The 22,349-nt window shown below is 40.9% G+C and carries 25 protein-coding genes; all 25 read left to right on the top strand.

Features of this window, described 5'->3' with window-relative positions; all coding sequences use genetic code 11:
- On the top strand, nt 1-690 hold the full coding sequence (rplA, locus tag A379_RS05335; protein ID WP_040726447.1) for a 50S ribosomal protein L1: 690 nt from the start codon (nt 1-3) through the stop codon (nt 688-690).
- Between the two features lie 188 nt (nt 691-878).
- Nucleotides 879-1,379, top strand: coding sequence for a 50S ribosomal protein L10 (rplJ, locus tag A379_RS05330; RefSeq protein WP_040728708.1), 501 nt, complete (start codon nt 879-881; stop codon nt 1,377-1,379).
- Nucleotides 1,380-1,432: 53 nt separating this feature from the next.
- Nucleotides 1,433-1,804 carry a 50S ribosomal protein L7/L12 gene (rplL, locus tag A379_RS05325; protein WP_040726443.1) on the top strand — a complete coding sequence of 124 codons (372 nt, stop codon included), beginning with the start codon at nt 1,433-1,435 and terminating at the stop codon, nt 1,802-1,804.
- A 175-nt stretch (nt 1,805-1,979) separates the two neighbouring features.
- On the top strand, nt 1,980-6,038 hold the full coding sequence (gene rpoB / locus A379_RS05320; RefSeq protein ID WP_040726442.1) for a DNA-directed RNA polymerase subunit beta: 4,059 nt from the start codon (nt 1,980-1,982) through the stop codon (nt 6,036-6,038).
- A complete protein-coding gene (gene rpoC / locus A379_RS05315) occupies nt 6,039-10,262 on the top strand; it encodes a DNA-directed RNA polymerase subunit beta' (protein WP_040726439.1) in 4,224 nt (1,407 codons plus the stop codon).
- 141 nt (nt 10,263-10,403) lie between these two features.
- On the top strand, nt 10,404-10,778 hold the full coding sequence (gene rpsL / locus A379_RS05310; RefSeq protein WP_040726436.1) for a 30S ribosomal protein S12: 375 nt from the start codon (nt 10,404-10,406) through the stop codon (nt 10,776-10,778).
- A gap of 64 nt (nt 10,779-10,842) precedes the next feature.
- Nucleotides 10,843-11,316, top strand: a complete 474-nt coding sequence (gene rpsG, locus A379_RS05305) for a 30S ribosomal protein S7 (RefSeq protein ID WP_040726434.1) — start codon at nt 10,843-10,845, stop codon at nt 11,314-11,316.
- A 60-nt stretch (nt 11,317-11,376) separates the two neighbouring features.
- Nucleotides 11,377-13,479 carry an elongation factor G gene (gene fusA, locus A379_RS05300; RefSeq protein ID WP_040726433.1) on the top strand — a complete coding sequence of 701 codons (2,103 nt, stop codon included), beginning with the start codon at nt 11,377-11,379 and terminating at the stop codon, nt 13,477-13,479.
- Nucleotides 13,480-13,543: 64 nt separating this feature from the next.
- The gene (tuf, locus tag A379_RS05295) at nt 13,544-14,734 is read left to right on the top strand and encodes an elongation factor Tu (RefSeq protein WP_040726431.1); all 1,191 of its coding nucleotides are present in this window, start codon (nt 13,544-13,546) and stop codon (nt 14,732-14,734) included.
- Between the two features lie 497 nt (nt 14,735-15,231).
- Entirely contained in the window at nt 15,232-15,543 is a 312-nt protein-coding gene (gene rpsJ, locus A379_RS05290) for a 30S ribosomal protein S10 (RefSeq protein WP_029406733.1), read from the top strand.
- Between the two features lie 61 nt (nt 15,544-15,604).
- Complete coding sequence (rplC, locus tag A379_RS05285; protein ID WP_040726428.1) at nt 15,605-16,240, top strand: 50S ribosomal protein L3; 636 nt, start codon at nt 15,605-15,607, stop codon at nt 16,238-16,240.
- A gap of 25 nt (nt 16,241-16,265) precedes the next feature.
- Nucleotides 16,266-16,871 (top strand): 50S ribosomal protein L4, encoded by a 606-nt coding sequence (rplD, locus tag A379_RS05280; protein ID WP_369759655.1) that lies wholly within the window; start codon nt 16,266-16,268, stop codon nt 16,869-16,871.
- Nucleotides 16,868-17,164, top strand: a complete 297-nt coding sequence (rplW, locus tag A379_RS05275; protein WP_040726424.1) for a 50S ribosomal protein L23 — start codon at nt 16,868-16,870, stop codon at nt 17,162-17,164. The genes rplD and rplW overlap by 4 nt, the downstream gene beginning before the upstream one ends.
- Nucleotides 17,165-17,175: 11 nt before the next feature.
- Nucleotides 17,176-18,006 (top strand): 50S ribosomal protein L2, encoded by an 831-nt coding sequence (gene rplB / locus A379_RS05270; protein ID WP_040726421.1) that lies wholly within the window; start codon nt 17,176-17,178, stop codon nt 18,004-18,006.
- Nucleotides 18,007-18,018: 12 nt separating this feature from the next.
- Nucleotides 18,019-18,294 carry a 30S ribosomal protein S19 gene (rpsS, locus tag A379_RS05265; RefSeq protein ID WP_040726415.1) on the top strand — a complete coding sequence of 92 codons (276 nt, stop codon included), beginning with the start codon at nt 18,019-18,021 and terminating at the stop codon, nt 18,292-18,294.
- A gap of 12 nt (nt 18,295-18,306) precedes the next feature.
- Nucleotides 18,307-18,639: a 50S ribosomal protein L22 gene (rplV, locus tag A379_RS05260; protein WP_040726412.1), complete on the top strand. Its 333-nt coding sequence runs from the start codon at nt 18,307-18,309 to the stop codon at nt 18,637-18,639.
- Between the two features lie 11 nt (nt 18,640-18,650).
- Nucleotides 18,651-19,331, top strand: coding sequence for a 30S ribosomal protein S3 (gene rpsC / locus A379_RS05255; protein WP_040726411.1), 681 nt, complete (start codon nt 18,651-18,653; stop codon nt 19,329-19,331).
- A gap of 14 nt (nt 19,332-19,345) precedes the next feature.
- The gene (rplP, locus tag A379_RS05250; protein ID WP_040726408.1) at nt 19,346-19,759 is read left to right on the top strand and encodes a 50S ribosomal protein L16; all 414 of its coding nucleotides are present in this window, start codon (nt 19,346-19,348) and stop codon (nt 19,757-19,759) included.
- Nucleotides 19,760-19,951: a 50S ribosomal protein L29 gene (rpmC, locus tag A379_RS05245; protein ID WP_040726401.1), complete on the top strand. Its 192-nt coding sequence runs from the start codon at nt 19,760-19,762 to the stop codon at nt 19,949-19,951.
- Nucleotides 19,952-19,953: 2 nt separating this feature from the next.
- Nucleotides 19,954-20,217 carry a 30S ribosomal protein S17 gene (gene rpsQ, locus A379_RS05240; protein WP_040726398.1) on the top strand — a complete coding sequence of 88 codons (264 nt, stop codon included), beginning with the start codon at nt 19,954-19,956 and terminating at the stop codon, nt 20,215-20,217.
- Nucleotides 20,218-20,367: 150 nt separating this feature from the next.
- A complete protein-coding gene (rplN, locus tag A379_RS05235; protein WP_040726393.1) occupies nt 20,368-20,736 on the top strand; it encodes a 50S ribosomal protein L14 in 369 nt (122 codons plus the stop codon).
- A 10-nt stretch (nt 20,737-20,746) separates the two neighbouring features.
- Nucleotides 20,747-21,061 (top strand): 50S ribosomal protein L24, encoded by a 315-nt coding sequence (rplX, locus tag A379_RS05230; protein ID WP_040726389.1) that lies wholly within the window; start codon nt 20,747-20,749, stop codon nt 21,059-21,061.
- 14 nt (nt 21,062-21,075) lie between these two features.
- Nucleotides 21,076-21,615, top strand: coding sequence for a 50S ribosomal protein L5 (gene rplE, locus A379_RS05225; protein WP_040726385.1), 540 nt, complete (start codon nt 21,076-21,078; stop codon nt 21,613-21,615).
- An 11-nt stretch (nt 21,616-21,626) separates the two neighbouring features.
- Nucleotides 21,627-21,932: a 30S ribosomal protein S14 gene (gene rpsN, locus A379_RS05220; protein WP_040726382.1), complete on the top strand. Its 306-nt coding sequence runs from the start codon at nt 21,627-21,629 to the stop codon at nt 21,930-21,932.
- Between the two features lie 12 nt (nt 21,933-21,944).
- The gene (gene rpsH, locus A379_RS05215) at nt 21,945-22,340 is read left to right on the top strand and encodes a 30S ribosomal protein S8 (RefSeq protein WP_040726381.1); all 396 of its coding nucleotides are present in this window, start codon (nt 21,945-21,947) and stop codon (nt 22,338-22,340) included.
- Nucleotides 22,341-22,349: the final 9 nt, after the last annotated feature.

Here is a 22,349-nt window from a genome sequence, read left to right as displayed (position 1 = left end):
ATGGCTAAACTGACTAAAAAACAAAAAGTTTTTGCAGAGCGCGTTGATCGTAATGCATCTTATGACCTAATCGAAGGTATTAACCTAGTTAAAGATTTAGCAACTTCTAAGTTTGTTGAGTCTGTAGATGTTTCTATTCGTTTAGGGATTGATCCTCGTAAATCTGACCAGGTAGTTCGTGGTGCAACTGTTATGCCTAACGGTACTGGTAAATCGGTACGTGTTGCTGTTTTCACTGGTGAAGCTAACCAGGCTGCTGCAAAAGAGGCAGGTGCTGATTTCGTAGGTATGGAAGAGCTTGCGGATGAAATCAAAAAAGGCATGATGGATTTTGACGTTGTAATTGCCTCTCCAGATGCTATGCGTGTGGTTGGTATGCTAGGTCAGGTTTTAGGTCCACGTGGTCTTATGCCTAACCCTAAAACGGGTACGGTAACACCTGATGTGGTTGGTGCAATCAACAATGCTAAAGCAGGTCAAGTTCGTTTCCGTGCAGATAAAGCAGGTATTATCCATGCTTCTATCGGTACTGTATCTTTTGAAGCTGACAAGCTTAAAGAAAATTTAAATGCCTTAATGGAAGACCTAGTAAAAGCTAAGCCAGCTTCTGCTAAAGGTGTATATGTTAAGAAAGTGACTATCTCTTCTACAATGGGTCCAGGCCTGGTAGTTGATCAGTCAACACTATAATGATGTTTGCGCCAATTGATTTGGTGCAGGCATTATTTGCGAATCGGGTCTCCTTTATTCCTAATGGGTTAAAAGTGAGCGCTCATCGCAGACCGTAGGCGGGTGTAGAACATACACTCTTAATAGATTTAAGCCTGCGTAGATGGAAGAGTTCAATGTTCGATGCATTGAACTGTTTTGGAGGTTATATGGCACTCAATATCGAAGATAAAAAGCTAGTCGTTGAAGAAGTATCTGCCGTTGTTGCAGAAGCAGGTTCAATGGTTACAGCTGAATATCGTGGTTTGACTGTAGAGCAAATGACCCAGTTACGTGCTAAAGCACGTGCGGCAAATGTACAAGTTCGTGTTGTTAAAAACACGCTTGCACGTCGTGCGGTAGCTGGCACTAAATTTGAAGACATGGCGGATACTTTTACAGGTCCGTTAGTGTTTGCATGGTCTGGTGAAGAGCTAGGTAATGCCGCACGTGTTTTTAAGGATTTCGCCAAAGATAATAATGCACTAGTTGTTAATTCATTATCTATTGGTGAAGGTGTAATGGATGCTAGTCAATTAGCAACCGTTGCTGCTCTACCTACTTACGATGAAGCTGTTGCGAAACTTCTATTTGTTATGAAAGAACCTGTTGCTAAGTTGGCTCGTGCCCTTGCAGCAGTTAAAGAACAAAAAGAAGCGGAAGCAGCTTAAATTTTTACTAAGCGTTAAATCGTTTAACCCTATTAAATATTTGGAGATTTCAAATGTCTGTATCACAAAATGATATTTTAGAAGCAGTTGCAGCTATGTCTGTAATGGAAGTTGTAGAATTAGTTTCTGCAATGGAAGAGAAGTTTGGTGTATCTGCAGCAGCTATGGTTGCTTCAGGTCCTGCTGGTGACGCTGGTGCTGGTGCTGAAGCGCAAACTGAATTTGATGTTGTACTTACTGGCGCTGGCGCTAACAAAGTTGCAGCAATCAAAGCGGTTCGTGGAGCAACTGGTCTAGGTCTTAAAGAAGCTAAAGAAGCTGTAGAAAGCGCTCCTTTCACTTTGAAAGAAGGTGTTTCTAAAGAAGAAGCTGATGCTTTAGCTGCTGAACTTAAAGAAGCTGGTATCGAAGTAGAAGTTAAGTAATTTAACTTTTATAGCTGATCCACAGCATGAATTGGCTGGCGTTTTTGCGTCGGCCTTTTCGTGTTTTTAAAGTGTGTAAAAGTGTGCTAGATATTTTATCGAGCTACCACAGTTTTATGCATTACTGGGTGAAATGAATTTCACTCTACTGACAATCTTATCGTCGAGGTAAACGATGACCTATTCTTTAACTGAGAAGAAACGAGTTCGTAAGGATTTTGCAACTCGCCCATCTATTCTTGAAGTCCCTTATTTGCTTTCTTTGCAAAAAGGATCTTTTCACGATTTTTTACAAATGGAAAAAAAGCCTGCTGAACGTGCTTCTGTTGGGCTGCATTCTGCATTCGCTTCTGTTTTCCCAATTCACGGTGTTGCTGGTACTGCTGATCTTGAATATGTTAGTTATCACATGGGGCAGCCTGAGTTTGATGTAAAAGAGTGTAAGCAACGTGGTGTGACTTATGCGGCACCGTTACGCGTTAAGATGCGTCTCGTTTTGTTTGATAAAGATGCTCCTGCAGGTAAGCGTCCTGTTAAGGATGTTAAAGAGCAAGAGGTTTACCTAGGTGATATTCCTTTAATGACGGATAACGGTACTTTCGTTATTAACGGAACTGAGCGTGTAATTGTTACTCAGCTTCACCGTTCACCTGGCGTTATCTTCGACAATGATAAAGGTAAATCGCACTCTTCAGGTAAGTTGTTATTTAATGCTCGTATTATCCCTTACCGTGGTTCATGGTTAGATTTTGAGTTTGATCACAATGATTGCTTATTCACTCGTATTGACCGTCGTCGTAAACTACCTGTTTCTGTATTATTGAGAGCAATGGGGTACTCAAACGAAGATATCCTAGCGAGTTTCTTAGATTCAAATACAGTAAAGATTACTAAAAAAGGTTTTGAGCTTCAGCTGATTGCTGAACAGCTTAAAGGTCAAACAGCAGTTTTTGATGTTGAACATGATGGCAAACTTATTGTAGAAACTGGTAAGAAAATCACAGCACGTACTGTTAAGCAGATCAATGATGCAGGTATTAAATCAGTCAATGTTTCAGCTGATTACCTATTAGGTAAGGTCTTAGCGTCAGGTGTGGTTGACAAAGAATCAGGCGAATTAGTTGCGCGTACAAACGAAGTGCTAACAGCTGAACTTATTGAAAAAATTTCTCACATTAATAAGTGTGAAATCAAAATTCTATATATTGATGAATTAGAAAATGGTCCATACATTTCAGATACATTAAATTTGGATACTACCACTTCTCAGTTAGAAGCTCAGATTGAAATTTATCGTATGATGCGTCCTGGTGAGCCACCGACAAAAGAATCTTCAGAAGCATTGTTTAACAGTTTGTTCTTTGATGATGCACGTTATGACTTATCGTCAGTTGGTCGTATGAAGCTAAACCGTCGTTTAGGCCGAAAGTCTAATGAAGGTAATGTGGTTCTTGAAAAAGAAGATGTTATTGATGTATTACGTGAGCTAGTCAATATTCGTAACGGTCTGAGCACGGTTGATGATATTGATACTCTAGGAAATCGTCGTATTCGTGCCGTTGGTGAAATGGCTGAAAACGCTTTCCGTGTTGGTCTTGTGCGTGTAGAACGTGCTGTTAAGGAGCGTCTAAACCAAGCTGAAACGGATGGTTTATTGCCACAAGATTTAATCAATGCTAAACCTGTTTCCGCTGCAATTAAAGAGTTCTTTGGTTCGTCTCAGTTATCACAGTTTATGGATCAGGTTAACCCATTATCTGAAGTAACTCACAAACGTCGTGTCTCAGCGCTTGGGCCAGGCGGTCTTACTCGTGAGCGTGCAGGTTTTGAGGTGCGTGATGTTCACCCTACTCACTACGGTCGAGTATGCCCAATTGAAACCCCTGAGGGGCCAAATATCGGTCTTATCAACACCTTAGCTATCTATGCTAAGACGAATGAGTATGGTTTTTTAGAAACACCTTACCGTAAAGTCGTTGATGGTCAGGTGACTGATGAAGTGGAATATGTATCTGCAATTGATGAAGCCCAGTTTGTTATTGCCCAGGCAAGTGCAAACGTTGACGAATCAGGTAAGTTTTTAGATAACTTAGTTTCAGCTCGTCATCAAAATGAATTTACATTAGCTTCTTCGGCTGATATCAATTATATGGATGTATCGCCTAAGCAGATCGTATCTGTTGCAGCTTCACTTATTCCATTCCTAGAACACGATGATGCTAACCGTGCACTTATGGGTGCCAACATGCAACGTCAGGCTGTTCCAACGCTTCGTGCTGACAAGCCGTTAGTTGGAACAGGGATTGAAAAGACTGTTGCCATTGACTCTGGTGTAACGGTTGTTGCAGACCGTGGTGGTGAGGTTCTTTCTTCAGACGCAGCTCGTATTGTTGTCCGTGTAAATGCTGACGAGATCAAAGAGGGTGAATCTGGTGTTGATATCTATAACCTAGTTAAATATCAGCGTTCAAACCAAAACACCTGTATTAACCAAAAACCGATTGTAAAAGCGGGTGATACAGTTGTTCGTGGTGACGTTATGGCTGATGGTCCTTCTACCGATTTAGGTGAACTAGCACTTGGTCAGAACATGCGTATCGCATTCATGCCTTGGAATGGTTATAACTTTGAGGATTCAATCCTGGTTTCTGAGCGTGTTGTTCAGGAAGACCGTTATACAACAATTCATATTGAAGAATTAACGTGTTTAGCGCGAGATACTAAGCTTGGGCCTGAAGAGATAACAGCGGATATTCCAAACGTAGGTGAATCGGCTCTAGCTCGTTTAGACGATTGCGGTATTGTGCATGTCGGTGCTGAAGTAAAACAGGGTGATATTCTTGTTGGTAAAGTTACTCCTAAGGGTGAAACTCAGTTAACACCAGAGGAGAAATTATTACGTGCTATCTTTGGTGAAAAAGCATCAGATGTTAAAGACACTTCTTTACGTGTAACTAAAGGTATTGAAGGTACTGTAATTGATGTTCAGGTCTTTACTCGTGAAGGAATTCAAAAAGATTCACGTGCTTTAGCAATTCAGGAAGAAGAGTTAGCTAAGGTTCGCAAAGATATTGATGAGCAATACATTATTCTTGAAGCGGATACTTTAGGTCGTATTAAAACAATGCTTGAAGGTAAGAAGCTTGTAGATGGTACTAAGGTAGATGCGGCTTATCTAGAGGGTGTTGAGTCTTCAAGATGGTTCTCACTTAATGTAGACGATGCTGATGTAATGCACCAGTTAGAAATGCTTGAAGCACAGCTAAAAGAGAGTCGTAAAACATTTAATGAAATGTTTGAAGAGAAGCGCAAGAAGCTGACTCAAGGTGATGATTTAGCACCTGGTGTTTCTAAAATGGTTAAGGTGTATGTTGCGATTAAGCGTCGTATTCAGCCTGGTGATAAGATGGCGGGTCGTCACGGGAACAAAGGTGTTATCTCACGTATTTGTCCTGTTGAAGATATGCCTTACGATGAAACAGGTCGCCCTGTAGATATTTGTCTTAACCCGCTAGGTGTACCATCACGTATGAACGTTGGTCAGATATTAGAAGTTCACCTTGGTTTAGCGGCTGAAGGCCTGGGTACTAAGATTAATGCGATGCTTGCACAGCAGGCTGATATTGTAGAAATTCGTGGATTCCTAAATAAGATCTATAACGAAACTGAAGGGCAGTCTGTTGATTTTACAGAGTTTAGCGATGATGAGATCATCGAATTAGCACATAACTTGAAGAAGGGTGTGCCGCTAGCATCTGCTGTATTTGATGGTGCTTCTGAAGATCAGATTAAAGCTCTATTAAGATTGGCTGATTTACCTGAATCTGGTCAGATGAAACTGTTTGATGGTTTAACTGGTGAAGAGTTTGATCGTCCTGTAACAGTTGGTTACATGTACTATCTAAAACTTAACCACTTGGTTGACGATAAGATGCACGCTCGTTCAACGGGTCCATATAGCCTTGTAACTCAGCAGCCATTAGGTGGTAAAGCACAGTTCGGTGGACAGCGTTTCGGTGAGATGGAGGTGTGGGCATTAGAAGCTTACGGTGCTGCATTTACACTTCAAGAAATGCTAACAGTTAAGTCTGATGACTTGAACGGTCGTACCAGAATGTATAAAAACATTGTGGATGGTAATGAATACATGGAACCTGGTATGCCAGAATCGTTTAGCGTATTACGTAAAGAGATTCGTGCTTTAGGTATTGATATTGAGTTGGAGCAAGACTAAATGAAAGATTTATTAGGATTTCTAAAAAAACAAAATGTATCAAGTGATTTTGATGCGATTAGAGTAACACTTGCTTCACCAGAGAAAATTCGCTCTTGGTCTTACGGCGAAGTTAAGAAGCCAGAAACTATCAACTACCGCACGTTCAAGCCTGAACGTGATGGCTTGTTCTGTGCAAAAATCTTTGGCCCTATTCGTGACTTCGAATGTTTGTGTGGTAAATACAAGCGTTTAAAGCACCGTGGTGTTATCTGTGAAAAATGTGGTGTTGAGGTAACTCAATCTAAAGTTCGTCGTGAGCGTATGGGTCATATTGACCTAGCCACTTCGGTAGCACATATTTGGTTCCTTAAGTCGCTGCCTTCACGTATCGGTTTAATGTTGGATATGACATTAAAGGAAATTGAAGCGGTTCTTTATTTTGAAGCGTTTATGGTTGTTGACCCAGGTCTTACTCCATTAGAGCCTTGGCAGTTATTAACTGAAGAAGAATACCTAGATGCAATGGATGAGCATGGTGATGAGTTTGAAGCTCAAATGGGTGCTGAAGCGATCAAGAAAATGCTACAAGCTATCGATTTAGATGGTGAAGCCGAGCGTCTACGTGTCGAAATCGACAGTACTAACTCTGAAACGAAGCAGAAGAAAATTTCTAAACGTTTGAAGTTAATTGAATCTTTCCTACAGTCTGGTAACAAGCCAGAGTGGATGATTTTAGATGTACTTCCAGTACTGCCACCTGAGTTACGTCCATTAGTTCCTCTTGATGGTGGCCGTTTTGCGACATCTGACTTAAACGATTTATATCGTCGTGTTATTAACCGTAACAACCGTCTAAAGCGTCTATTAGATTTGATGGCACCAGATATTATCGTACGTAACGAAAAACGTATGTTACAGGAATCTGTTGACTCTCTATTAGATAACGGTCGTCGTGGTCGTGCAGTAACTGGTACTAACAAACGTCAGCTTAAATCTTTAGCTGATATGATTAAAGGTAAGCAAGGTCGTTTCCGTCAAAACTTACTTGGTAAGCGTGTTGACTATTCTGGCCGTTCAGTAATTGTTGTTGGTCCTTCACTGCGTCTACATCAATGTGGTCTTCCTAAGAAAATGGCGCTGGAGTTATTCAAGCCATTTATCTTTAGTAAGTTACAAAAACGTGGTTTAGCTCCAACTATTAAAGCGGCTAAGAAAATGGTTGAGCAAGGGTTGCCAGAAGTATGGGATGTGTTGGATGAAGTAATCCGCGAGCATCCAGTTCTTCTTAACCGTGCTCCGACACTTCACCGTCTTGGTATTCAAGCGTTTGAACCAGTGTTAATCGAAGGTAAAGCAATTAACCTACACCCATTAGTATGTTCTGCATTTAACGCCGACTTCGATGGTGACCAAATGGCGGTACACGTGCCATTGTCACTAGAAGCGCAGCTAGAAGCTCGTACTTTAATGATGTCTACAAACAACTTACTATCTCCTGCTAACGGTGATCCAATCATTGTTCCTTCGCAGGATGTTGTATTAGGTTTGTATTACATCACTCGTGAGCGTATTAACTCGATTGGTGAAGGTAAGGCTTTCTCTAATTGGCAAGAAGTTCAGCGCGCAATCGACGCTAAAACGGTTCATTTACATACTAAGATTAAATTACGTATTGTCGAGACGGTTATTGACGATGAAGGTGTTGAAACCGTTTCAAGTCGTATCGTTGATACAACAGCTGGTCGTGCATTATTGTCTAGAATCCTTCCAAAAGGACTAAGTTACGATTTGCTTAACTTAAACCTAACTAAGAAGAATATCAGTACAGTATTAAACTCTTGTTACCGTGTATTAGGGCCTAAAGAAACTGTTATTTTTGCTGACCAATTAATGTACGCAGGTTTTAAATGGTCAACTTTAGCAGGTCTTTCTTTCTGTTCAGATGATATGTTAATCCCTGATTCAAAAGCAGGTATTATTGATCGTGCAGAAGCTCAGGTTGAAGAGATTCAAGGACAGTTTGCGCAAGGTCTTGTGACGGAAGGTGAGCGTTACAACAAAGTGGTTGATATCTGGTCGCACACTAACGAACTTGTCACTAAGTCTATGATGGATGAACTACAGTTTGAAACAGTAGTTGATAAAGAGGGTAACGAAGTACAGCAAACATCATTTAACTCAGTTTATATGATGGCAGATTCTGGAGCTCGTGGATCGGTTGCTCAGATGCGTCAGTTAGGTGGTATGCGTGGTCTTATGGCAAAACCTGATGGTTCTATCATCGAGACGCCGATTACGGCTAACTTCCGTGAAGGTCTAAACGTACTTCAGTACTTCATCTCAACTCACGGTGCACGTAAAGGTTTGGCTGATACGGCACTTAAGACGGCAAACTCTGGTTACCTAACACGTCGTCTAGTTGATGTTGCACAAGATGTGGTTGTTACAGAAGAAGATTGTGGTACTGAAGCTGGTATTCGCATGACGGCTCACGTTGAAGGTGGTGATATTATCGAATCTCTAAAAGATAGAGTTTTAGGTCGTATTACTAGTCAAGAGGTTGTAACGAAATCTGGTGATGTTATTGTCGCTAAAGGTCAATTAATTGATGAGAAGCTAGCGTCTTTAATTGATGAAAGTGGTGTGGATCATGTTAATGTTCGTTCACCAATGACGTGTGAAACCAAGTTTGGTATCTGTAAGCACTGTTATGGTCGTGATCTTGCACGTGGTCACCTTGTTAATATGGGTGAAGCAGTAGGTGTTATGGCGGCACAGTCAATCGGTGAGCCAGGTACACAGTTAACTATGCGTACCTTCCACATTGGTGGTACCGCTTCAGGTTCTGCTGCACAAAGCCAAATTGAAGTTAAGCACTCAGGTACAGTTAAGTGGGATAACTTAAAAGCCATTAAAAACTCTGATAAACAGTTAATCGTTACCTCTCGTTCAGGTGAGGTTTCGGTAAGTGATGAGTCTGGCCGTGAACAAGAGCGTTATAAAATTGCTTATGGTACAACGCTAAATGTGGCTGATGGCGGTAAGATCGCATCGGGTGAAATTCTTGCTCAATGGGATCCACATACTCACCCAGTAATTACTGAAGTTGAAGGTAATATTGCCTTTGGTAACTTTGAAGGGACTGTTGAAGAGCGTATCGATGAATTGACAGGTTTAACAACTCACGTTGTTAAAGATGCCAAAGAACGTATGTCATCTGTTAAAGAAACACGTCCATATATCGCTATTGTTGATGCGGCTGGAGAGTCTGTTTGCTTTACTGGTACTCAGACGCCTGCAACTTACTACCTTCCTGAGAACGGAATTGTTGTTGTTCAAGAAGGTGGTAAAGTTGGGGCGGGTGACGTACTAGCGCGTATTCCACAAGCGTCTTCTAAAAACAAGGATATTACAGGGGGTCTACCTCGTGTTGCTGACTTGTTTGAAGCACGTCAACCTAAAGAACCTTCAATTATGGCAGAAGTATCTGGTGTGGTTGGTTTCGGTAAAGAAACTAAAGGTAAACAACGTTTAGTTATCACTCAAGATAGTGGTGAGCAATACGAAGCACTTATTCCTAAATGGCGTACAGTTTCTGTATTTGAAGGTGAGCGTGTAGAACGTGGTGATATCGTAGTTGACGGTAACCCAAATCCGCATGATATCCTTCGTCTACTAGGTATTGAAAAATTAGCAGAATACATTGTTGACGAAGTGCAAGATGTATATCGTCTGCAGGGTGTAAAAATCAATGACAAACACATCGAAACGATTGTTCGTCAGATGTTAAGAAAAGTAGAAGTAAAAAACTCTGGTGATACTGGCCTAATTAAAGGTGAGCAAGCTGAGTATTCAAATGTATTAGAGTTAAATGAAAAAGCCCGTGAAGAAGGTAAAGTAGAAGCAAGTTATGAACGTGTTCTTCTTGGTATTACTAAAGCTTCACTTGCAACTGAATCATTTATCTCGGCAGCATCTTTCCAAGAAACAACTCGTGTATTAACCGAAGCCGCAGTAAGCGGTAAACGTGATACTTTAGTTGGTTTGAAAGAAAATGTTATTGTAGGTCGTTTAATTCCAGCGGGTACAGGTTTTGCCTATCACCAAGCTAGAAAAGAAGCGGCAGAAAAATCAATGAATGAACTTCAAGCATTCATGACTACAGATAGTTCTGAAGTTATTGAAGAAGTTGAAGATGCAGTTGTTGAAAATGTAATTGAGAATGAAGGTGTTGAAGCCTAAGTTAAATAAATTCAAGTAGTTAATGCTTGACTTATTGACTTTAGGTCTCTAAAATCCTCATCCTAATTTGTAGGTCAGGTAAATTACCAGGCCTGCACTTTCGTATATGTAAGAGTTAATCTCAAATTTGGAGAAAATTTAATGGCGACTATTAACCAGTTGGTGCGTAAGCCGCGTAAAGATAAGCGTAAAGTTTCTAACGTTGCAGCGTTGCAGGCATGTCCTCAGCGTCGTGGTGTTTGTACGCGTGTTTATACAACAACCCCTAAGAAGCCTAACTCTGCTCTGCGTAAAGTTGCGCGTGTACGTTTAACGAACGGTTATGAAGTAGCTTCCTATATTGGTGGTGAAGGTCATAACCTTCAAGAGCACTCGGTGATCCTTATCCGTGGTGGTCGTGTAAAAGATTTACCTGGTGTGCGATATCACACAGTACGTGGTGCATTAGATTGCGCTGGCGTTTCTGATCGTAAACAAGGTCGTTCTAAGTACGGTGCAAAACGTCCTAAAGGTTAGTAGCTAACTTTTAAACATACGTTTTGCAACAATTTGTGTTCAATTTATACCGGAAGAGTTAAGAATGGCAAGAAGAAGAGAAATACCAAAACGTCAGGTTCTACCTGATCCTAAGTTTGGTGATACAACGTTAACAAAATTCGTTAACATGATTATGGTAAGCGGTAAGAAAGCAGTTGCTGAAAAGATCGTTTATGATGCGCTAGATGTTTTAGTTGAGCGTAAAAAAGGTGGTGAACATGCGTCACTACTAAGAGAAGCATTAGATAACATCGGTCCTATGGTTGAGGTTAAGTCTCGCCGCGTAGGTGGTGCAACTTATCAGGTTCCTGTTGAAGTTCGCCCAGATCGTAAAGTAGCTTTAGCGATGCGTTGGCTTGTAGAAGCTTCACGTAAGCGTAGTGAAAAAGGCATGATGCTAAGATTAGCTGGTGAGTTAGGTGACGCACTAGAGAATCGTGGTTCGGCTATCAAGAAAAAAGAAGATACCCATAGAATGGCAGAGGCTAACAAAGCCTTCTCGCATTTCCGTTGGTAATCTGAAGAGGGCCCTAAATAGGGCCTTTGTTATTTATGTTTTTAATAAAAGGTTAATAAAGTGGCACGTAAACACCCTTTAGACAGATATCGTAATATCGGTATCATGGCCCACATTGATGCGGGTAAAACAACTACAACTGAACGTATCCTTTACTATACCGGTGTATCTCATAAGATTGGTGAGGTTCATGACGGTGGTGCGACTATGGACTGGATGGAGCAGGAGCAGGAACGTGGTATTACTATCACTTCTGCAGCGACAACTTGTCACTGGAGCGGTATGGCTAAGCAATACCCAGAGCACCGTATTAATATCATTGATACTCCAGGTCACGTTGACTTCACAATCGAAGTAGAACGTTCTTTACGTGTATTAGATGGTGCTGTAACTTGTTTCTGTTCTGTATCTGGTGTTGAGCCTCAGTCTGAGACTGTATGGCGTCAGGCTGATAAATATGGTGTTCCACGTATGGGCTTCGTCAATAAGATGGACCGTGCGGGGGCAAACTTCCTAAACGTAAACCAAATGGTTATTGACCGTTTAGGTGCTAACCCTGTTCCTATGCAGTTACCTATTGGTGCTGAAGAGACGTTCCGTGGTGTTGTTGACCTTGTTAAGATGAAGGCAATCTATTGGGCTGAAGAAAACATGGGTATGGAATATACTTATGAAGACATTCCAGAAGACATGGTTGAGCTAGCGCAAGAATGGCGTGAAAAAATGGTAGAAACGGCTGCTGAAGCTTCTGAAGAGCTTATGGATAAGTATCTTGAAGAAGGTGATCTATCTGAAGAAGATATTAAAGCCGGTATTCGCCAGCGTTGTATCGATGTTGAAATCGTACCAATGTTTTGTGGTTCTGCCTTTAAAAACAAAGGTGTTCAAACATTACTTGATGGTGTAATTGATTACATGCCTGCACCAATGGATGTTCCTGCTATTCAAGGTGAACTTGAAGATGGTACTCCAGCAGAGCGTCACTCAACAGACGATGAGCCATTTGCTTCATTAGCATTTAAAATCATGACTGACCCTTATGTTGGTACTCTAACATTCTTCCGTGTTTACTCTGGTGTATTAGCGGCGGGTAGCCCTGTATATAACTCAGTAAAAGCTAAGCGTGAACGTGTTGGTCGTATCCTTCAGATGCACTCTAACTCTCGTGAAGAGATCAAAGAAGTGCGTGCAGGTGATATTGCTTGTGCGGTAGGTCTTAAAGATACTACTACTGGTGATACATTGTGTGATCCAGACAATAAGATTATTCTTGAGCGTATGGAATTCCCAGAGCCAGTTATCTCGATTGCTATCGAGCCAAAAACTAAGGCTGACCAAGAGAAAATGGGTATTGCACTACAGAAGCTTGCTGCTGAAGATCCATCATTCCGTGTTCACTCTGATGAAGAAACAAATCAAACAATCATCTCTGGTATGGGTGAGCTTCACTTAGATATCATTGTTGACCGTATGAAGCGTGAATTCAGTGTTGAAGCGAACGTTGGTGCACCTCAAGTTTCTTACCGTGAAACGATCAAAACAGCAGTTGAAGCAGACGGTAAATTTGTACGTCAGTCTGGTGGTCGTGGTCAGTATGGTCACGTTGTATTCAAAATCTACCCACGTGAAGCAGGTTCTGGTTTTGAATTTGTTAACTCTATCGTTGGTGGTGCCGTTCCTCGTGAATACATTGGTGCTGTTGAGAAAGGTGCTAAAGCACAGCTAGAAAGCGGTGTAATTGCAGGCTTCCCAATGGTTGATGTTGGTGTTGAGCTTATTGATGGTTCTTACCATGATGTTGACTCGAACGAAATGGCGTTCTCTGTTGCAGCTGGTATGGGTATCAAAAATGGTACACAGCAAGCAAACCCAGTAATTCTTGAGCCTATTATGGCGGTAGAAGTTACGACTCCTGAAGAGTACATGGGTGATATCATCGGTGACCTGAACCGTCGTCGTGGTATGGTTTCAAGTATGGATGATATTCCTACTGGTAAATCAATCAAAGCTGAAGTACCGCTTTCAGAGATGTTTGGATATTCAAACTCAATGCGTTCATTAACTCAGGGTCGTGCAAACTACAGCATGGTATTTGAGAAATATAATGATGCACCTCGTAATATCCAAGAAGAAATCATTGCAAGTGCTAAAAAAGGCGCTTAATTAATTTTAGTTAAATCTAGACCCGCTCAATAGGTGGGTCTTTGCTTAATATAGGTATTTTAAAATGGCAAAAGAAAAATTTGAACGCGCGAAGCTACACGTAAACGTTGGGACTATCGGTCACGTTGACCATGGTAAAACAACTCTAACGGCGGCATTAACAATCGTACAAGGTAAAAAATTCGGTGGAGACATCAAAGATTTCGCATCGATTGACAACGCACCAGAAGAAAGAGATCGTGGTATCACGATTTCAACGTCACACGTTGAATATGAATCAGATACACGTCACTACGCACACGTAGACTGCCCAGGTCACGCCGACTATGTTAAAAACATGATCACAGGTGCGGCACAGATGGATGGCGCAATCCTAGTATGTTCAGCAGCAGACGGACCAATGCCACAAACACGTGAGCACATCCTTCTATCACGTCAGGTAGGTGTACCATACATCGTAGTATTCCTAAACAAAGCCGATATGGTTGATGACGAAGAGCTAATGGAACTCGTAGAGATGGAAGTTCGTGAACTTCTAGACATGTACGAATTCCCAGGTGATGACACTCCAGTTATCGTTGGTTCAGCAACACTAGCCATTGCTGATGACCAGTCAGAAATCGGAGCACCAGCTATCGGACGTCTAGTAGACGCTCTAGATGCTTACATCCCAGATCCAGTACGTGAAACAGACAAGCCATTCCTAATGCCTGTAGAAGACATCTTCTCAATCCAAGGTCGTGGAACAGTAGCCACTGGTCGTGTAGAAACAGGTGTTGTAAAAGTAGGTGAAGAGATCGAAATCGTTGGTATTCGCGATACTCAAACAACGACAGTTACAGGTGTAGAAATGTTCCGTAAACTGCTTGACCAAGGTGAAGCGGGTGACAACGTAGGTATTCTTTTACGTGGTACTAAACGTGAAGATATCGAACGTGGACAAGTTCTAGCACACAAAGGGACTGTAAAACCACATACTAAGTTCGAAGCTGAAGTCTATGTTTTAGGTAAAGACGAAGGTGGACGTCACACTCCATTCTTCAACGGATACCGTCCACAGTTTTACTTCCGTACAACGGACGTAACAGGTGCATGTGAATTACCAGCAGGAACAGAAATGGTTATGCCAGGTGATAACGTACAAATGACTGTTACTTTAATCAACCCAATCGCGATGTCAGAAGGTTTACGTTTTGCCATCCGTGAAGGTGGACGTACAGTTGGTGCAGGTGTTGTTGCTAAAATTATTGACTGATTTTAGATAACATTCATTTGTTATAAAAAGGGAGCTTCGGCTCCTTTTTTTGTGTCAAAAATTCGTGTAGAAATTTCCGAGCTACGGTGTATTAATTTGATTTTATTCGTAGAATAAAAACAAACAGTTCAGAAGGTTTTCTCTGAACTGCAAATCCAAAATTACCAGGCCTGGTAAAACTAAATTAAATTTTAATTAACCATGATTAATATAAATAAATAATATGGTTTTACCATAAGAATGAAGCGGAATGGATAAATGGTATATTCAGTCTGCATAACGTTTTTGTTTGTAAAGTGGCATCAATTGGGTATTTGTGATGCTGTGTCTATTGTTAATGTTGGTTTCGCTAGGGCAAATTAGTTGAATTATTTACTCTATTAATGATTGAGTTAAGGGCTTGTTTTTATTTAATTTAGTTGCTATAATCCGCTCCCTTAGTTTGTATGCCACTAAAAAGGCATGCTTTTCTATATTCTAAATAAAAGAGAATAATTATGGCGACTCAAAATATTCGTATTCGCTTGAAAGCGTTTGATCACCGTTTAATCGATCAATCAGCTCGAGAAATTACGGAAACTGCAAAAAGAACTGGTGCGCAAGTACGCGGTCCAATTCCAATGCCAACTCGTAAAGAGCGTTTCACAATTTTGATCTCACCGCACGTGAATAAAGATGCTCGTGATCAGTATGAAATTCGTACTCACAAGCGTTTGTTAGACATTGTTGATCCAACAGAAAAAACTGTTGATGCATTGATGAAGTTAGACTTAGCTGCTGGTGTAGACGTTCAATTGGAACTACGTTAATTCGTAGAAAGCGTGTCATCAATCGTAATGACTCGCAACTTTATAATAATGAGGTAATGATATGAGTATTGGTATCATTGGTAAAAAAATCGGAATGACTCGTGTATTTAACGACGAAGGTATTTCAACTCCTGTAACAGTAGTTGAAGTTTCACCTAACCGTATTACACAAATTAAGACTCTTGAGTCTGATGGTTATTCTGCGATTCAGGTTACCGCTGGATCAGTGCATGCAGGCCGCGTAAGCAAGCCTGCTGCTGGACATTTTGCTAAGGCAGGTGTTGAAGCTGGTAGAGGTCTTTGGGAATTCCGTGCAGATGATGCAGAAATGGAAGGTCTTGAAGTAGGTTCTGAGTTAACAGTTGAGCGTTTCAATGAAATCGCAGTTGTTGATGTAACTGGTACGACTAAGGGTAAAGGTTTCCAAGGTGGTATTAAGCGTCATAACTTCGGTATGCAGGATGCAACTCACGGTAACTCGATCTCTCACCGTTCAAACGGTTCAATCGGGCAAAACCAAACTCCAGGTCGCGTTTTCAAAGGTAAGAAAATGTCTGGTCACATGGGTGATGTTCGTCAAACAACACAGAACTTAGATTTAGTGAAAGTTGATGCAGAAAATGGTCTGTTATTGATTAAGGGTGCAGTCCCTGGTGCTAAAAATAGTACTGTCATTGTTCGTAAAGCTGTTAAGTAAGGTGGGCATGATGGATTTAAAACTAATCGAATTAGCTTCAGGTAAGGAAAACGGTACAGTTGCTGTTTCTGATGCCTTATTTGGTGTGGACTTCAATGAAGCGCTAGTACACCAAGTAGTGACTGCATACATGAATGCAGGACGTCAAGGAACTAAGGGTCAGAAGAACCGTGCCGCAGTAAGTGGTGGTGGTGCTAAGCCTTGGAACCAAAAAGGAACTGGTCGTGCACGTGCTGGTACTATCCGTAGCCCTATCTGGGTTGGTGGTGGACGCGCGTTCCCTGGTCATAACCGTGATTTCTCTCAAAAAGTAAACAAGAAAATGTACCGTGGTGCTATGCGCTCTATCGTGGCTGAATTGGCACGTACTGGTCGTTTAATTGTGGTTGATGAGTTCAAGGTTGAAGCACCAAAGACTAAAGAATTTAATGCTAAGCTTGCACAGTTAAATATTACTGATGCGTTGGTTATCACTGAAGGTTTTGATGAGTATTTATACTTGTCAGCACGTAACCTTTATGGTGCGGATGTTTGTGATGTTGCGTCAATTGACCCTGTTAGCCTTATCGGTTTTCAGAATGTTGTAATGACTCAAGGTGCAGTTAAGCAGCTAGAGGAGCAATTAGCATGAATCAAGAAAGAATTCTAAAAGTATTGCTAGCACCGCATGTTTCTGAAAAATCAGCAATCATGGCTGATGCTACTGGTCAATACGTATTTAAAGTTGAACCTACAGCAACTAAGACTGAGGTAAAGCAAGCAGTTGAATCTTTATTTGATGTTAAGGTTCAGTCTGTAAATATGATTAACCTTAAAGGTAAGCGTAAAGTGTTCAAAGGCCGTCAAGGACAGCGTAATGGTGTGCGTAAAGCAATCGTACGTTTAGCGCCTGGTCAAGACATTGACTTCGCTTCAGCTGAATAAGGAGTTCACGCATGGCAATTATTAAAAAATCAAAACCGACTTCTCCAGGTCGTCGATTTGTTGTAAGTGTTGTTGAGCCAGATTTACATAAAGGTAAACCTCATTCAGCTCTACTTGAAAAGAAATCAAAATCAGGTGGTCGTAACAACAACGGTCGTATTACTGTTCGTCATCACGGTGGTGGTCACAAACAGCATTACCGTATGGTTGATTTCAAACGTTCTAAAGCTGGAGTTCCAGCCACTGTTGAACGTCTTGAATATGATCCTAACCGTTCAGCTCACATCGCATTATTAAAGTATGCGGATGGTGAACGTGCTTATATCATCGCTCCTAAGAATTTAGTCGCTGGTGATGTGATTGAAACTGGTGATCATGTAGCGATTAAGACAGGTAACTGTTTACCGCTGCGTAATATCCCAGTGGGTACTATCGTACATAACTTAGAGATGCGTCCAGGAAAAGGTGCACAAATTGCACGTTCTGCTGGAGCTTCTGCTTCAATCGTTGGTAAAGATGGTCTTTACGTGCTAGTTCGTTTACGTTCTGGTGAAATGCGTAAGATTCTTGCTGAGTGTAAGGCAACCATTGGTGAAGTTGGTAACTCTGAGCATAGCTTACGTAAGCTAGGTAAGGCAGGTGCTAAGCGCTGGCGCGGTGTTCGTCCTACTGTTCGAGGTGTTGCGATGAACCCTGTTGACCACCCACATGGTGGTGGTGAAGGTCGTACTTCTGGTGGTCGTAACCCTGTTACTCCATGGGGTGTTCCGACTAAAGGTAAGAAGACTCGTAGCAATAAACGTACTGATGGAATGATCGTACGTCGTAGAAACAAAAAATAAGGAAGGACACTGATGCCACGTTCAGTTAAAAAAGGACCTTTTGTTGATCATCACTTATATAAAAAAGTGGTAGAGGCACAAGAATCTGGTAATAAACGTCCAATTAAGACATGGTCACGTAGATCTATGATCTTACCTGATATGATCGGCTTAACAATTGCTGTTCATAACGGTAAAGAGCATATTCCTGTTTTCGTATCAGAAAACATGGTTGGCCATAAATTGGGTGAATTTTCAATGACTCGTTATTATCGCGGCCATGCTGCGGATAAGAAAGCTAAGCGCTAGTAGGGGATTATTATGCAAGTAAGTGCAACACATAAATTTGCTCGTATCTCTCCACAGAAAGCTCGCCTTGTAGCAGACTTAATCCGTGGTAAAGATGTGGAAACAGCAGTTAATATTTTAGCGTTTAGCGACAAAAAAGCAGCGGACCTGATTAAAAAGGTTCTTAACTCTGCAATCGCAAATGCGGAAAATAATGAAGGTGCTGATATCGATGAATTAAAAGTTACTGCAGCATATGTTAATGCTGGACCTATCATGAAGCGTATGCGCGCTCGTGCAAAAGGTCGTGGTAACCGTATTTTAAAACGTATCAGTCACATCACTGTCACTGTTGGCGATAAATAAGGAGAATCAGAATGGGTCAAAAAGTTCATCCTATTGGGATTCGTCTTGGGATCACAAAAGATTGGAATTCTCGTTGGTACGCGGATAGCAAAAACTATTCTGATAACTTAATCAGTGATGTTGAGATTCGTAACGAGTTAAATAAAAAATTAAAGCATGCTTCTATCAGCAAAATCAACATTGAACGTGTTGCAAATGGCGTTCGTGTAACGATCCATACTGCACGTCCGGGTGTTGTTATTGGTAAGAAGGGTGAAGATATTGAAAAGCTAAAAGCAGCGCTTTCAGCAAAAACTGGTTTACCAGTTAGTATCAATATCGAAGAAATCAAAAAGCCTGAGCTAGACGCTAAATTGGTTGCTGAGTCTATTGCTCAGCAATTAGAGAAGCGTATCCAGTTCCGTCGTGCCATGAAACGTGCTGTAGGTAATGCAATGCGTATTGGTGCTGAAGGTATCAAGGTTACGGTTTCAGGTCGTTTAAACGGTGCTGATATTGCACGTGCTGAATGGTATAGAGAAGGGCGTGTTCCTCTTCATACTTTCCGTGCGGATATCGACTATGCAACTTTTGAAGCTGACACAACTTACGGCAAAATTGGCGTAAAAGTATGGATCTTCAAAGGTGAGAAGCTAGGTAAGCTTGCATTAGATGACAATAATCAATCTAAGGGCAAAAAAGGCCGTAAATAAAAGGATTTCCAACTATGTTAATGCCTAAACGTACAAAATTTAGAAAAGTACACAAAGGACGTAACCGTGGTCTAGCACAAGTCGGTAACAAAGTTAGCTTTGGTGATTTTGGTCTTAAAGCCTTAGAAAGAGGCCGTATGACTTCACGTCAAATCGAAGCTGGTCGTCGTGTTATGACTCGTCACGTTAAACGTGGAGCCAAAATTTGGATCCGCGTATTCCCTGATAAGCCAATCACAAACAAACCTCTTGAGGTTCGTATGGGTAAAGGTAAGGGGAGTGTTGAATATTGGGTAGCTCAAATTCAGCCAGGACGCGTTTTATACGAAATCCAGGGTGTAAATGAGCAATTAGCGCGCGAGGCATTTGATCTTGCTGCGGCTAAATTACCTTTTAAAACACAAGTTGTAACAAGAACGGTGATGTAAATGACTGCTAAAGAATTAAATGAAAAAACAGTTGAAGAGCTTAATGCTGAATTGCTTGATCTTTTGAAAGAGCAATTCAACTTAAGAATGCAAAATGCAACTGGTCAGTTATCTAACTCTGCACAATTAAAAACGACTCGTCGTTCTATTGCGCGTGTTAAAACCATCATTCGTCAAAAAGTGAGTAAGTAAAGATGGCTGGTCAAGAAAAGAAAGCACGTACAATGCAGGGTGTTGTTGTAAGTAACGGTATGCAAGATTCTATCGTTGTTTCAATTGCACGTTTCATCAAACATGCGAAATACAAAAAATTCGTTAAAAAATCAACTAAAGTAATGGCACATGATGCTGAAAATGCTTGTGGAGTTGGGGATACAGTAACTATTCAAGAAACTGCACCTATCTCTAAAAACAAGTCATGGACTTTAGTTTCAATTGACGATAAAGCAAAAATTTAAGTTTTATAGCTTTTCCGAAAATTATCTGTTATAATTCTCGGAATCTACTTAGCCACTTTAAAGAATAAGCCTAATTTTAGATTAGGAACTGCTCTTTTTAGTGGTTTTTGTGCTGTAAGTAATTTTTAAGTTTATGGATGGAGTACCACCATGATTCAAATGCAAACTGTGCTTGATGTTGCTGATAATAGCGGCGCAAAGCGCGTCCAATGCATTAAAGTGTTAGGCGGGTCAAAACGTCGTTACGCTGGTGTTGGTGACGTAATTAAAGTGAGTGTAAAAGAAGCTGCACCACGTGGAAAAGTGAAGAAAGGTGATGTTTATAACGCAGTAGTTGTTCGTACAGCTAAGGGTGTTAGACGTCAGGATGGTTCTTTGATTAAGTTTGATGGCAATGCTGCTGTTATCCTTAATGCAAAACATGAGCCAATCGGAACACGTATCTTCGGTCCAGTAACTCGTGAGTTACGAAACGACAAGTTTATGAAAATCGTTTCTCTAGCTCCTGAAGTTCTATAAGGAAGACGTAATGAATCGTTTAAGAAAAGGTGATGAAGTTATCGTTATTACTGGTAAAGATAAGGGGAAACGTGGTTCTGTTTCTTCTATCTTATCTAACGGTAAGGTTCTGGTAGATGGTATCAACCTTGTTAAGAAACACACTAAGGCAAACCCTATGACAGGTGCGCAAGGTGGAATCGTTTCTAAAGAGATGCCAATCGATGCCTCAAATGTGGCTTTAGTAAATCCTGAAACTAATAAAGCTGACAAAGTTGGTTTTAAAGTTGAAGGTGATGCAAAAATCCGTTTCTTTAAATCTAATGGTAAAGCTGTTGACGCTTAATTAAGGATATAAAGATGGCAAGATTACAAAAAATGTATAAAGAGCAAGTTGTTTCTAAATTAGTAGAGCAATTTGGTTATCAGTCGCCAATGCAGGCACCAAAGTTGACTAAAATTACAATCAACATGGGTGTAGGTGATGCGATTGCTGATAAAAAAGTATTAGATAGCGCAGTTTCAGACATGGAAGCAATTGCAGGTCAGAAAGCTATTAAGACTTTAGCTCGTAAATCAGTAGCAAGCTTTAAGGTCCGTGATGGATACCCTTTAGGTTGTAAAGTGACTTTACGTGGCGAAAAGATGTATGAGTTCCTAGATCGTCTAATCAATATCGCGTTACCTCGTGTACGTGACTTCCGTGGTGTTAACCCGAAAGCATTTGATGGTCGTGGAAACTATAACTTAGGCCTTAAAGAGCAAATTATTTTCCCTGAAATCGAGTTTGAAAAGGTTGATAAAATCCGTGGTATGGATATCAACTTTGCTACAACAGCACAAACTAACGATGAAGCGAAAGCTCTTTTAGAAGCCTTTAACTTTCCGTTTAAGAAATAGAGGTTTTTCTAATGGCTAAGCAATCAATGATTATGCGCGAAGAAAAACGTGCAAAAACAGTTGCTAAATATGCAGAGAAACGTGCTGCATTAAAAACAGCATCTGTTGATATGTCTTTGAGTTTCGAAGAGCGTATGGATGCAATGGAGAAGTTGGCAAAACTTCCACGTAACGCATCGCCTGTTCGTCAACAAAATCGTTGTCGTCTAACAGGACGCCCACACGGTGTTTATAGAAAATTTGGATTATCGCGCAATATGCTACGTGAATTAGCTATGCAAGGTGATGTTCCAGGATTAAGAAAAGCCAGTTGGTAAGGATAAATATCTATGAGTATGTCTGATCCAATTGCTGATATGTTAACTCGCATTCGTAACGGACAAATGTCTGGTCACTCGAATGTAGTAATGCCTTCTTCTAAAGTAAAAGTAGCAGTTGCTAAAGTTTTAACTGATGAAGGTTTTATTTCTGCATACAGCATAAATGACAAAGATGGAAAAGCTGAATTATCAGTGGATCTAAAGTATTTTGATGGTAAACCTGTTATTGATATGATTAAACGTGTAAGTCGTCCAGGCCTACGTGTTTATAAAAACAAAGATGAGTTACCTAAAGTAATTGGCGGTCTTGGTATCGCTGTAATTTCAACGTCAAAAGGTATTATGACTGACCGCGATGCTAGACAAGCTGGTATCGGTGGCGAAGTTGTTTGCTACGTAGCATAAGGAATTAAA

This window comes from Thiomicrorhabdus sp. Kp2, assembly GCF_000478585.1.
GTDB lineage: Bacteria > Pseudomonadota > Gammaproteobacteria > Thiomicrospirales > Thiomicrospiraceae > Thiomicrorhabdus.
This window is presented reverse-complemented; position numbering and strand designations above follow the sequence as displayed.